The following is a 12,902-nucleotide window of genomic DNA, read 5'->3' on the forward strand; positions in this document are numbered from 1 at the left end:
GGGGCCTGACGGGAGGGAGGCGACGGACTAGAATATGCGCCAATGCTCCGGCGCTCGCTCACGACGCTCTCGCTCGTCTTCATCATCTTCTTCAACGTCTCCGGGGGCGCGTTCACCCTCGAGGGACTCGTCGCCGGCACGGGCCCGGGGCTCGCGCTCGCGATCCTGCTCGTGATCCCGCTCGTCTGGTCGCTCCCCGAGATCCTCATCATCGGGGAACTCGCGAGCATGCTCCCGCAGGAAGGCGGCTACTACCGCTGGGTGCGCCGGGCCTTCGGCGATTTCTGGGCCTTCCAGAACGGCTGGTACACCTGGCTCTACTCGCTCGTGGACATGGCGATCTATCCCGCCCTGTTCAACCAGTATCTCGCGTACTTCGTCCCGGAGATGTCGCAGGGGACCCGCTGGATCGTGGCGCTCGCCGTGATCTGGGGCGCGACGGGGATCAACCTCCGCGGGGCGCTCCCCGTCGGCCGCGTCTCGGTCGCCATCGGCACGTTCGTGCTCGGCACCTTCGCGCTCGTCGCGCTCTTCGCGATCCCCAACATCACCCATGCGCCTTGGGCGCCGTTCTCCAAGCCGTCGCAGGGGATCAGCACCGGGCTCGTCGTGGGCCTGAGCACCGCGCTCTGGAACTACTTCGGCTGGGACAACGCCTCCACCGTCGGCGAGGAGGTCGTGGACGCGAGTCGCACCTACCCGCGCGCGCTCGCCTTCGCGTTGCCGGTCGTCGCGCTCGGCTACTTCATCCCGCTGCTCCCGGCGCTCGGTGCCACCGACTGGACCACCTGGCAGGAGGGCGGTTGGCCGGCGATCGCCGAGGCCGCGACGGGCTCGATGGGCGTCATCCTCGCCCCGATGCTCGCCCTCGCGGGCATGGCGAGTGCGCTCGCGCTGTTCAATGCGCTGCTCCTCGTCTACACGCGCATCCCGCTCGCGATGTCGCTCGACGGCCTGCTCCCCAAGGTCTTCGGTCGCACCGACGACCGCGGCACGCCCTGGGTCGCCGTGCTGCTCGGGGCCTCGATCTACTCCGTGTTCGCGTTGCTGCCCTTCGGGAACCTCATCGTCGCCGACGCGATCTTCTACGCGGCGGCGCTCATGCTCGAGTTCGCCGCGCTCGTCTGGTTCCGCGCGAAGGAGCCCGCGCTGCGCGGCCCCTTCCGCATCCCCCTCGGCACCGTGGGCGTGGCGGTGCTGGCCTTCATCCCGTTCGTGGTGTTCTGCACCGTGATCGCCATCTCGTTCCTCGATGGCGAATACGGCAAGGCCTCCGCCGGGGCGGCGATCGGCGCGATGCTGTTCGGGGTGCCGTGGTACTTCGTCGTGCGCCGGGTCAGCGCGCGCTGATCGCCGTCAGCGCGCGAGGCGCGCCCAGGTGAGGTGTGGCGACTGCTTCCCGGCGCGCACCATCCGCACCCACAGCAGCGTCATGTGCTCCAGGTGCAGCGCCTGTACGAGCCCGCCCACATCCACGGGCTCCCATCCGAGCGCGGCGATGAGGCCGCCGACCGTCGCCTTCGCGTCGGCGTCGTCGCCGCAGAAGAGCATCGCCGGCCTGACGTTGGCCGCGGGGAATCGGTTGTCCTCGAAGTTCTCGTAGCCGTAGATGCTGAACGCCTTCACCACGCGCGTCGCCGGGAGCAGGGCCTGGATGGTCTCGCTTCCCGAGCGCTTGCTCTCGAGGCCGTGCGTGAGGCCTGGACCCACCGGATTCACGCAGTCGATGAGCGTCTTCCCCGCGAGCGCGTCACGGAGCGGCGCGAGCGTCGATTCGAGCGCCTTGAACGGGATGGCGACCACCACCACGTCGGCCGACCCGATCGCATCGGCCGGCGCGGCGATGCGCAGCCCCGGATTGCGCGCGACCAGGGCGCGCGCCGTCTCCGAGTCGGGGTTCGCCGTCGCGAGGGTGACGTCATGTCCGAGCCGCTGCCACTGGTCGGCGAGCGGGCCGCCGACGTTGCCGTAGCCGAGGAAGGCGATGCGCATGGTCACTCCGAGACGCGTGAGGGGGACAGCGGCGAGGACGTGCTCACGACGGCCGCCGCAGCCGCGCCGACGAGCGGCGCGCCGGTGCCGTCAGGGTGTCATGGATCGCCTGCGCCTCGACGGTCAGCTTCACCGCATCCATCTCCTCCAACGGGAGCCGCAGGAGGCGATTGACGCGCTGGAACAGCGCCTCGTAGGTCTGCGCGAAGGCCGCGCGTGCCGTCGCCGGGGAGATATGCTCCGCCGGGTCGGTGAGGCCCCAGTGCACCTGCGCCTTCGCGCCGGCGAAGAAGGGGCAGGCGTCGCGCGCGTGGTCGCAGACCGTGATCACCAGGTCGAACTGCTGCCCGGCGAGCGAGTCGATGGACTTCGGGGTGCGGCCCCGCCATTCGATGCCGTGGTTCTGCAGCGCGACGATCGCATACTCGTTGACCTTGGCCGCGGGCTTGGATCCGGCGCTCTCGGCGACGACCTGGCCCAGCGGGCGCTTCAGGCCGCGCGTCGCGATGATCGCCTCGGCGATCTGGCTGCGCGCGGAGTTGCCGGTGCAGAGCACCAGGATGCGGAAGGGCGGGCGGGCGTCGGACATGCGCCGGAAACTATGGGAGTGCGCCCGGACCGACTAGCTTTCGCCGCGACCAAACCGCCCGCGTCGGAGAGACAGAGTGGCCACCATCCTGCAGCGCCTTCCCGAAGGACAGAACGTCGGCATCGCCTTCTCGGGCGGGCTCGACACCAGCGCCGCGCTCCACTGGATGCGCGCCAACGGGGCGGTCCCCTACGCGTACACCGCGAACCTCGGACAGCCGGACGAGTCCGACTACGAGGAGATCCCGCGCAAGGCGATGGGCTACGGCGCCGAGAAGGCCCGCCTGATCGATTGCCGGCACCAGCTCGTCGCCGAGGGGATCGCGGCGATCCAGAGCGGCGCCTTCCACATCTCCACCGGCGGCCAGACCTACTTCAACACCACGCCGCTCGGCCGCGCCGTGACCGGGACGATGCTCGTCGCCGCCATGCGCGAGGACGACGTCCACATCTGGGGCGACGGCTCGACCTTCAAGGGGAACGACATCGAGCGGTTCTACCGCTACGGGTTGCTCACCAACCCCAACCTGAAGGTCTACAAGCCCTGGCTCGACCAGCGCTTCATCGACGAGCTCGGCGGCCGCAAGGAGATGAGCGAGTACCTCATCGCCAACGGCTTCGCGTACAAGATGAGCACCGAGAAGGCCTACTCGACCGACTCCAACCTCCTCGGCGCGACGCACGAGGCGAAGGACCTGGAGTTCCTCGACAAGGGGATGCACATCGTCCAGCCCATCATGGGCGTGGCCTTCTGGAAGGACGAGGTGGCCATCAAGCGGGAGACCGTCAGCATCCGCTTCGAGGAAGGCGTGCCCGTCGCGCTCAACGGCCGGACCTTCGCGAGCGCCCTCGAGCTGTTCCTCGAGGCGAACGTGATCGGCGGGCGGCACGGGCTCGGGATGACCGACCAGATCGAGAACCGCATCATCGAGGCGAAGAGCCGCGGGATCTACGAGGCGCCGGGGATGGCGCTGCTGTTCATCGCCTACGAGCGGCTCGTCACCGGCATCCATAACGAGGACACCATCGAGCAGTACCGGCTCAACGGCCGGAAGCTCGGGCGGCTGCTGTATCAGGGGCGCTGGCTCGACAGCCAGGCGCTCATGCTGCGCGAGAGCGCGCAGCGGTGGGTCGCGCGCGCGGTCACGGGCGAGGTCACCCTCGAGCTCCGGCGCGGCAACGACTACTCCATCATGGACACGACGAGCCGCAACCTGACCTACAAGCCGGAGCGGCTGACGATGGAGCGGGGCGAGGCGTTCTTCACGCCGCTCGACCGGATCGGGCAGCTCACGATGCGGAACCTCGACATCATGGACACGCGCGACAAGCTGGTCGAGTACACGCGCACCGGGCTGCTGCGGCAGGCGTCGGAGACGTCCGTGCCGCAGCTCCCGGCCGCGAGCGACTGAACCGACTAGAAGCGGAGCCCGATCCCGAGGCCGAACCAGTTGGCCTTGGGGTCGGAGTTCACGATCGTGTACGAGCCCATGATGTCGAGCTTGCCGAGCCCGATCGAGACGCTCGGCACGATGCCCATCTTCTCGAAGTTGCTGAAGTAGCCGAACTCGAGCCCGGCGTCCACGAGCGGCAGCGAGAGGTGCGGACCGACCGCGATGCCGAGCACCGACTCGTCATCGAGACCGACCGGCGTGCCGAGGATGTCGACCGTCTTGCCCGGCAGCATCGTGTAGGTCAGGGTGCCCATGAGCTTGATCATGCCGAGCGGGATGCCGACGCGGCCGTACGCCCCGTAGCCACCCTTGTAGAGGTCGGCGAGGTCGCCGGTGGGCATGACGGCCTGCGCCCCGACACGGATGTCGAGCACGGGGATCTGCGCGGCAGCGGGAGCGGCGAGCACGGTCGCGAGGCCGAGGGCGAGCGCGAAACGACGGATCATCGGGAATCTCCGGGATGTGGAAAGTCGCCCGGCCACTCGGCCGGGAGTCCTCGTGAGATGACGCCCCGTTCGCGAGGCGGGTCACCGTCGAGGGCGGGGGACGATGACGAAATGCCCCCGAGTCTCATACCCCGTTCGCGCGTTCCGGGGCGCTCGTGCCGCGGTGGTTGCGGGTCGATCGGCGAGCGTCTATATTCCCGTATAGTTATCGACCGTTCCGACGGTCCGTGCGCCCATGTCCTCGCCCTGGAGCCTCAATGGCCCGTTTCCGGAATCTCCCCGTCGATCACGTCATCGATGTCCGCTCGAAGCTCGAGTTCTGGCTCGGCCACCTGCCCGGGGCCGTGAATGTGCCGCTCGATGCGCTCCCGAACGGCCTCGAGGACGTCGACGGGCTCACCACCAAGAGCAGGATCCTCGTCTATTGCGCGAGCGGCATGCGGTCGGCCCAAGCGGCCGCCCTCCTCGGCCGCGCCGGGTACGCCCGGGTCACGGACGGCGGCGGGATCTCCCAGGCCAAGGCGGAGTTCGAGGCGGCCTGAGCCGTCACGGAGTGCGCGCAACCCGTTGAAACGGCGAGGTTTCGGCGTTCTATTTCACCATGCTCTGCGCTGCCTGCAACAAGGAGAGCAATAACCGGCGAGTCTGCCCCTATTGCTTCACGCCGTACCCGCCGGAGGGCGCGCAGTCGCGCCAGTCGACCTCGATGGGCCGCGCCTCGGTCTCGATGTCGGCCAAGTCGGCCAAGTCGGCCAAGTCGGCACCGGGCGTCTCGCTCGGCCCGCTCGAGCCGGTGCGTGACTGGTTCACCAAACAGTCACCGATCGTGAAGTGGAGCTCCGCCGGCATCGTCATCGTCGGACTCATCTGGCTCTTCACCGGCGGTGAGGACCCTGTGCGTCCCGGCCCCGCGACCACCCCAGCCGGTGTCGAAGCGCCGGCGATGTCACGCGAGGAAGCCGTCGCGATCCTCAAGCGGACGCGCGAGAGCGCCCTCGTCGAGGAACAGTCCGACGAGGTGAGCGTCAGCTATCCCGCGGCGACCTTCCCGGTGCAGCCCGAGGGGCAGGTGATGCTCGCGATGCAGTTCGCCCGTGCCGACGAGGTGGTGAACAACCGCAAGCGGCGGATCTTCTTCCATACGCCGAGCGGCCGGATGTTCGCGCAGTCGGATGGGGTGACGGGGCTGACCGTCGTGAAGTGAGCGCGAGGCGTGAGATCAGGCGGATGAAGGCGGGAGGGTGAAGGGTGAAGGGTGAACGACGAAGGCAGCCCCCCGAATCCGGGAGGCTGCCTTCACTTTCATCCTTCACCCTTCCGCCTTCATCGCTGCTCAGGTCACTGGTACTGGATGTACAGCACCTTGGGATTCAGCCGCAGGATCTCCGCGATCGTCGTCCGCGGGTTGTCGTTCCGGCTCTTGTAGAACTGCTTCCAGCCCACGAACTGCACCGGCTCCGCCTTGATGAACGAGCGGAACGTGCTCCGCTTGAGCGTCGGCGAGCCGAAGCCGTCCATGTGCATCACGATCTGCACTTCCGGCCGGAGCGTGATGTTCCGGTAGTTCGTCACGCCACGGCGCGTGAACCGGTGCACCACCAGCACCTTCGGCGGGATCTTGTGGTTCTGCACGAGCCCCTGCAGGAACTCCGTCGCGTAGTTCACGTCGGCCGCGTCGAAGGTGCCGATCCGCTGGCCGGGGAGCCCGCCGTTCTTCATCGAGAACTCGGGGTCGATGCCCAGATGGAAGTTCGGCCGCGCGAGGAAGCTCGCGAGCCGCGGCAACTCCGCCTGCAGCGTCGAGAGCCCCACTTGCACGTCGAGGAACACGAGCGCGTTCCGCGTGGCGGCCCAGGTCGCCACGCGCTCGATCAGCGAGTCCGTCATGCGGAGACGGTACTTCCCGTCGCGGCCCGCCGAGCCCTGCGCGACCACCGCGATGAGGTGAAGCGCCGGCTGGACCGGCGTCGACGGGTCCGCCTTCTCCCACGCCTCCACCTCGGCGTCGAGCATCTTCAGCATCTGGTCCGACGGATACTCGCCGAGCACGCCCATCCGCTGGCTCAGCGGGTTCCCGTAGTAGGCGATGATCCGCTTCTCGGGGAGGATCGCGCCCGGGAGCGGCTCCGGTCCCTGCACGGGCCAGAGCGCATCGAGCGCCGAATCGCGCGAGGCGAGAGTGCGCTCCTCGGCGGTGCGCGCCGGCCGGCCGGCGGAGTCGCGACGGGCGGTGCTGTCGCGGCGGGGGCGGAGCGTGTCCTGCGCCGGCCGGGCGATGGTCGTGGCGCGGAAGGGACGGGCAGGGGAGGCCTGTCGCACCACGAGCGGAGCGACGAGAAGGGAGGCGGTGATGGCGAGCGCGAGACGCACGTGGGGGGAGCTACAGGGGGAATGCGCCCGCGCCTACACGGCGCGGGCGACCGGCAATCTAGTCAGCGAGAAGGGACGACCGTGATGCGCCGGTCGGCACGGATCACGTACTGGCCGGCGACGTCCACCTCGAGTTGGACGAGGTAGTCCCCCGGCGTCAGCGTCGAGATGTCGAGCTGCACCGCGCGCGGTGACGTCTTCGCCCCCCGGACCGACTGGTCGTTGATCGTCACGCTCACCGGCGATGTCCCCCGCGCCAGCCGCAGCGCACGCGCCGCTCGGGTCATCCGGCCCGGCTCCTCGTCGTTGTCGGGCGCGACGACGAGCGAGATCGTCATCCGCTCGCCGGCCGGATTGGTGTTGTACGCCTCCCAGTAGACGCCCAGCGGCTGGTCTGCCCGCACCTTCTGCGTCGAGAGCATGTGCGGGAGCACCTCCTCCACGCTCGCCGGGAACCCCTCGTACGGCGTGTAGAACAGCAGGTCGGAGAGCGAGACGCGCGCGCCGATGGCGAACGGCGGCCGTATGCCGTACCGCGCCCGCACCAGCGTCGACGCCGAGTCCGCGGCGATCTCGGCGCTCATGAGGAGCGGGCCCCAGGGCGCCCGCACGGTGATCGTGCCCTTGGGTGGCGCGTTCCGCACGCGCGTCCCGGTCCCGCTGGGCGTCGTCCCCGGCGTCACCACGAGGGCCGCCTCGAGGTTCGCGCCGTTCATGCCCCGGACCTTGGTCACGTCGTAGGCGAGCACGATGATCGCGGTGTCGCCCCGACGGAACAGCCCCTGCTGGTGCTCCAACATGAGCAGGCGCGAGGCATAGATCGGGTGGTATCGCGCGACCACCGGCGGCAGCTGCACCGCCCAGTCGAGCGAGTCGGAGCTCGCCGGGCTCGTCAGCACGTCGGCGGGCGGGATGAACCGATGGGCCGGCGTCGCCTCCTGGCCGATCACGTTGACCATCATCGAGCGGTCCATCGTCGGCTGGCTGCCGTCGGGATTGGCGCGCATGTAGTCGCCCGGCGGCGGACGTTGCTCGCCGTGCTGCGCCCACTGCCGCGACCACCCGAAGCGGATGAGCATCTCGCGTTCCGACTCGTCGAAGGCGCGCACGTAGGCCGAGGCCGCGTCGCGGAGGATCTCGACGTACACGAGGCGCGAGAAGTGCTCGGTGCGCGAATCGTTGCCGGGCATGCCGTAGCGCGTACGGGCGAACCACCAGGCGCGGGCCTCGAATGCCGCCCGCTCGGGGGTGCCGCACTGGTACCGGATGTACTGGCGCCGCGTGTCCTCGTCGAGGTACGGCGTCATGTCGAGCCAACTGCACCGTTCGCGCGGCGCCATCTGGGCGAGGACCTTCTCGAATCGCGCCTCGGCGTCGGCGTACCGCCCCATCTCGTGCAACGCCAGACCGGCGAGGCCGTCGCACCACCAGCCGAACGACCGGCAACGCTCGACGACCTTCAGGCCGTCGGCGGGGCGGCCGGCCTCGATCAGGTACCGCACCTGCTGGCCGCTGATCCAATTGTCGCCGGGGTTCTCGCGGCCGAGGGTGTCGAGGAGGGCGAGGAGTTGCTCGCGCGCCGCGCGCACGGTGTCGCGCTCGGGCTCGAGCTTGGAGTCCTCGTCGTACCAGTAGCACCAGTTCAGTCCCACCGGCTCCGGGCACTGCCGTCCGGACGGCACGCGCCCGCGATACGGCGGCAGGTTGAGCCGCCGGAAGCGCTCGAACGCGGCCTGCGCGTTCTGCGCGATGAGCCGCGGGTCGCGTGGGGGTGCGGCGGGGATCGCCTCGACGATCGGCTCGGCGCGGGTGGTGTCCTGGGCGCTGGCCGGGGAGGTGGCGAGGGAGAGGAGGGCCGCGAGGCCGAGGGGGCGGAGGAGACGGGTCACGCGAGGATGATACACGCCCCGGGGCCGGAAGTGTCGACCACCCACCTTCCCCGGTGAGAGATTAGCTTTCCCGCCCATGCCCCAGATCATCTTCGAGCCGCTCCATGGCGGGGTGGACATCCCGGCGCGCGCGACCGCGGCCAGCGCGGGCCACGATCTCGCGCTCTGCCTGAAGGGTGGGACGGTCCGAGTCTACGTCGGCGGGCAGGTCGAGGAACGCGCGGTCGAGCGGACCGACGGCGGCATGAGCATCACCCTCGCCCCTGGCGAGAAGGCGTTGCTCCCACTCGGCTTCCGGGCGCGACTCCCCGAAGGATACGAGGCGCAGGTGCGGCCCCGCTCAGGCACGTCCCTCAAGACCGATCTCGTGATCGTGAACAGCCCGGGGACGATCGACGCGGATTACCCCGACGAGTGGTGTGTCCCGGCGAAGAACGGCGGGACCGCCCCGCTCACCGTGCGACACGGCGAGCGGATCGCACAGATGGTGCTGGCGAGGTTCGAGACGCTCCCCTTCATCCTTGGCACGGTCCAGCGCACGACGGACCGCGCCGGGGGCTTCGGTTCCACCGGCCGCTGAGCGGCCGTCCCTTCCTGTCGGACCCCACACCCCGGAGTCACGCGATGCGCTCGCGCGGTACGATCCCCGGTCTCCTCCTCACGCTCGCCCTTGCCGCGGCCACGCCGATCGCGGCGCAGGCGCCGAGTCCCGTGAAGGTCGAGTCGTTCACGCTGCCCAATGGCCTCAAGGTCCATCTCGTCGAGGACCACTCGGCGCAGGTCGTCGCCGTCAACGTCTGGTACGACGTCGGCTCGCGCAACGAACGCGCCGGCCGCACCGGCTTCGCCCACCTCTTCGAGCACATGATGTTCCAGGGCTCGGCGAACGTGAAGAAGACGGAGCACAACGCGTACATCGAGCGCGCCGGCGGCTATCTCAACGGCTCCACGCAGCCCGACAAGACGGACTACTACGAGGCGTTGCCCTCCAACCGGCTCAACCTCGCCCTCTGGCTCGAGGCCGATCGCATGCGCTCGCTCGCGATCAACCCCGAGAACCTGCGCAACCAGCAGGAGGCGGTGAAGGAGGAGCGGCGGCTCCGCTTCGACAACGCGCCGTACACCGGCTCGTTCGTCGACTCGCTGCCCACGATGTTCGACCGCGAGACCTGCTTCGCGTACGCGCACTCGATCATCGGCTCGATGGACGACCTGAACGCGGCGACGGTGACCGACGTGAAGGCCTTCTTCGACCTCTATTACGCGCCCAACAACGCGACGCTGGTGATCGCGGGCGACTTCCGCCCCGCGACCGCTCGCCAGCTCGTGCGCGACTATTTCGGCGGGATCCCGCGAGGCCAGACGCCGCCGCCGGTGCAGTGCGCGCCGCAGGCCGCGACCGGGCGCGAGCAGGTGAAGCGCGTCACCGACAAGAACGCCAACCTGCCCGCGGTGCTGCTCGCCTATCGCTCGGTGCCGCCGGCCCATGCCGACTATCCCGCGCTCGAGCTCCTCTCCACCATCCTCGGCGCCGGCGAGAGCTCGCGCCTCAACCGCGCGCTCGTCCGCGAGAGCAAGGTCGCGGTGGTCGCGCAGGCGCTCTACAATCCCTTCGGTGCGATGCGTGGCGCGGGGATCTTCGGCGCGCTCGCGATCGCCAATCAGGGAGTCGACGCGGACACCCTCCGCGCGCAGCTCATGCGCCAGATGGCGACGGCCGCGAACGGCATCACCATGGAGGAGCTCACCAAGGCGAAGAACTCGCGCCGGTCGAGCACCATCTTCGGACGGCAGACGGCCATGGCCACCACCGAGGCCGTGCACTTCGCCGCGATGTACCTCGGCGGCCCCGAGGCGGTCAACACCGACGCCGCGCGCTACGAGGCGGTCTCCCTCGCCGACCTGCGCCGCGTCGCCGGCACCTACCTGCGACCCGACAACTCGCTCACGCTCGTGATCGTCCCGGAGGCCAAGTGATCCGCTCCCTCGTCCGCGTGTCCGCGCGCACGGTCGCCGCGGCCGGCATGCTCGGCCTCGTCGCGCTCCCGCTCGCGGCCCAGGCCGCCCCGGCGGCCCCGTTCCCCACGCGTCCGCCCGCGCCGCTCCCGCTCGAGCCCGCGCAGTTCCCGCCCTTCGCCGAGACCATCCTGGCCAACGGCATGCGCGTGATCGTCGTCGCGAGCCAGAAGCAGCCGGTGCTCTCGCTCACCCTCGCCGTGCCTGGCGGCTCGTTCTACGATCCCGCCGGCCGCAGCGGGACCGCGGAGATGGTCGCCGGGCTCCTCACCAAGGGAGCGGGCAGCCGCACGGCGGACCAGATCTCCGCCACCATCGAGGGCGTCGGCGGCTCGCTCGGCGCGTCGGCGGGCGATGACTTCCTGACCGTCAGCACCGCGGTCCTCACCAACGACAAGCGCGTGGCGTTCGAGCTCCTCGCCGACGCCGCGCTCCGCCCCACGTTCCCGACGACCGAGCTCGAGCTCCTGCGCACGCAGACGCTCTCGGCGCTCGCGCTCGCCAAGTCGCAGCCGGCCAGCATCGCCGAACGCGCCTTCGCCAAGGGGATCTACGGCGATCACCCGTACGGGCGGTCGTCCGACGAGACCAGCGTGAAGGCGATCTCGCGAGACGACCTGCTGGCGTTCCATCAGGCGCGCATGCGCCCCAACCAGGCGCTGCTCGTCATCGCCGGGGCGATCGACACCGCCGAGGCGCGCGCGCTCGCCGAGGAGACGTTCAGTGCGTGGGGCGGCGTCGGCGCCGGCGCGCCGGTCACCCGCGCCGCACCGCAGCGCGCCCGCACGGAGATCCTGCTCGTGCATCGCGCAGGCTCCGTGCAGTCCAACATCGTCGTCGGCAACACCACCTGGATGGCCACGGATGCGCGCGGCTATGCGCTGTCGATCGCCAACCAGGTGCTCGGCGGCGCGAGCGACTCGCGGCTGTTCACCATCCTCCGCGAGCAGAAGGGGTGGACCTACGGCGCCTATTCCGGCGTCGACCGCCGGCGCGGACTCGGCTCGTTCAGCGCGACCGCCGAGGTGCGCACCGAGGTGACCGACTCGGCGCTCGTCGAGCTGCTCGCGCAGGTGCGCCGCATGGGTGGCGAGGCGATCCCGACCGACGAGTTCGAGCGGCAGAAGCAGACGATCGTCGGCCGCTTCCCGCTCCAGGTCGAGACGGCGGACGCCGTGGCGGCGCAGGTGGCCAACGCCCGTCTGCTCGGGCTGGCCAACGATTACGTGCAGACGTATCGCCAGCGCGTCTCGGCGGTGACGGCCACGCAGGCGCAGGCCGCGGCTCGACAGGGCATGCGCGCCGATGCGGCGCTCATCGTGGTGGTCGGCGACGCGACGAAGATCGCCGAGAAGCTGAAGGCGATCGCCCCGGTGTCGATCGTGGACCTGGACGGCAAGCCGGTCTCGCTCGACGACCTCGGCCCCAAGGCGATCGCCCTCGACCTCGATCGCGCGCGCCTCGCGCCCGCGTCCGATTCGTTCGCCGTGCTCGTGCAGGGGAACAACTTCGGCTATCAGGTGGCGTCGCTGGCGCGCGAGGGCGACGGGTGGGTCTACCGCGAGCGCTCGCAGTTGGCGACGGTCATCTCGCAGCAGAGCGAGGTGCGGCTCGGCGCCGACTTGGCGTTCCGCGGCACCACACAGACGGGCAAGTTCCAGGGCCAGGACATGCGCCTCACGGTCACCGTCGCCGGCGGCAAGGCGACCGGCGAAGGCATGACGCCGGGGCCGCAGGGCATGACGCCGGTGAAGTACGAGGGCGTGGAGCTCCCGGCCGGCACGGTCGACGACAACGTGATGCAGGGGCTGCTCCCCTACTTCAAGTGGGCGCCGGGCGCGAAGGTCCAGGTGTCCGTGCTGCAGACCGGGAAGGGGACCGTCGCCGTCTACACGTATGAGGTGGTGGGCGAGGAATCGATCACCGTGCCGATGGGGACGGTGGAGACGTACAAGGTCTCCTTCACGGGGGGCGAGGCGCCGGGGACGTACTGGATCGAGAAGGCGCCGGCGCACCGGGTCATGAAGTTCGGGCCGGCGGGGCAGCCGGTGGAGTTCGCCAGAGTACGATGAAGGTCGAAGGTGGAAGGACGAAGGCGGGACCGCGGTGAACGGCGATGCGGGCTGCGAGGAACACCTCGCAGCCCG

Annotated in this window: 12 protein-coding genes; 7 read left to right on the forward strand and 5 right to left on the reverse strand. The window is 69.9% G+C overall.

What is annotated here, in order from left to right:
• The first annotated feature begins 42 nt into the window (after positions 1–42).
• Positions 43–1,350 carry an APC family permease gene (locus tag IPJ78_17445; protein ID MBK7908327.1) on the forward strand — a complete coding sequence of 436 codons (1,308 nt, stop codon included), beginning with the start codon at positions 43–45 and terminating at the stop codon, positions 1,348–1,350.
• Between the two features lie 6 nt (positions 1,351–1,356).
• Here IPJ78_17445 and IPJ78_17450 read toward each other — a convergent pair whose 3' ends face one another.
• The gene (locus tag IPJ78_17450) at positions 1,357–1,992 is read right to left on the reverse strand and encodes an NADPH-dependent F420 reductase (GenBank protein ID MBK7908328.1); all 636 of its coding nucleotides are present in this window, start codon (positions 1,990–1,992) and stop codon (positions 1,357–1,359) included.
• 43 nt (positions 1,993–2,035) lie between these two features.
• A complete protein-coding gene (locus tag IPJ78_17455; GenBank protein ID MBK7908329.1) occupies positions 2,036–2,581 on the reverse strand; it encodes an arsenate reductase ArsC in 546 nt (181 codons plus the stop codon).
• Between the two features lie 76 nt (positions 2,582–2,657).
• On the opposite strand from IPJ78_17455, the gene argG reads away from it, so the two are divergent.
• Entirely contained in the window at positions 2,658–3,992 is a 1,335-nt protein-coding gene (gene argG, locus IPJ78_17460; GenBank protein MBK7908330.1) for an argininosuccinate synthase, read from the forward strand.
• Between the two features lie 5 nt (positions 3,993–3,997).
• Here the strand turns inward: argG and IPJ78_17465 are convergent, their stop codons facing one another.
• The gene (locus tag IPJ78_17465; protein ID MBK7908331.1) at positions 3,998–4,480 is read right to left on the reverse strand and encodes a hypothetical protein; all 483 of its coding nucleotides are present in this window, start codon (positions 4,478–4,480) and stop codon (positions 3,998–4,000) included.
• A gap of 257 nt (positions 4,481–4,737) precedes the next feature.
• Here IPJ78_17465 and IPJ78_17470 point away from each other — a divergent pair, with 257 nt between their 5' ends.
• Entirely contained in the window at positions 4,738–5,022 is a 285-nt protein-coding gene (locus IPJ78_17470) for a rhodanese-like domain-containing protein (GenBank protein ID MBK7908332.1), read from the forward strand.
• A 59-nt stretch (positions 5,023–5,081) separates the two neighbouring features.
• Positions 5,082–5,684 (forward strand): hypothetical protein, encoded by a 603-nt coding sequence (locus IPJ78_17475; protein ID MBK7908333.1) that lies wholly within the window; start codon positions 5,082–5,084, stop codon positions 5,682–5,684.
• Positions 5,685–5,818: 134 nt separating this feature from the next.
• Here IPJ78_17475 and IPJ78_17480 read toward each other — a convergent pair whose 3' ends face one another.
• Both IPJ78_17480 and IPJ78_17485 read right to left on the reverse strand, forming a co-directional pair.
• Positions 5,819–6,832 carry a hypothetical protein gene (locus IPJ78_17480; protein ID MBK7908334.1) on the reverse strand — a complete coding sequence of 338 codons (1,014 nt, stop codon included), beginning with the start codon at positions 6,830–6,832 and terminating at the stop codon, positions 5,819–5,821.
• Between the two features lie 80 nt (positions 6,833–6,912).
• Entirely contained in the window at positions 6,913–8,739 is a 1,827-nt protein-coding gene (locus tag IPJ78_17485; GenBank protein MBK7908335.1) for a hypothetical protein, read from the reverse strand.
• 76 nt (positions 8,740–8,815) lie between these two features.
• On the opposite strand from IPJ78_17485, the gene dut reads away from it, so the two are divergent.
• From dut to IPJ78_17500, 3 genes are read left to right on the forward strand one after another with little or no spacing between them, the layout of a single operon-like run.
• Positions 8,816–9,319 (forward strand): dUTP diphosphatase, encoded by a 504-nt coding sequence (dut, locus tag IPJ78_17490; GenBank protein MBK7908336.1) that lies wholly within the window; start codon positions 8,816–8,818, stop codon positions 9,317–9,319.
• A 44-nt stretch (positions 9,320–9,363) separates the two neighbouring features.
• Positions 9,364–10,716, forward strand: a complete 1,353-nt coding sequence (locus IPJ78_17495) for an insulinase family protein (protein MBK7908337.1) — start codon at positions 9,364–9,366, stop codon at positions 10,714–10,716.
• Positions 10,713–12,827: an insulinase family protein gene (locus IPJ78_17500; protein MBK7908338.1), complete on the forward strand. Its 2,115-nt coding sequence runs from the start codon at positions 10,713–10,715 to the stop codon at positions 12,825–12,827. The genes IPJ78_17495 and IPJ78_17500 overlap by 4 nt, the downstream gene beginning before the upstream one ends.
• Positions 12,828–12,902: the final 75 nt, after the last annotated feature.

The organism is Gemmatimonadota bacterium (assembly GCA_016714015.1).
Taxonomy (GTDB): domain Bacteria; phylum Gemmatimonadota; class Gemmatimonadetes; order Gemmatimonadales; family Gemmatimonadaceae; genus Pseudogemmatithrix.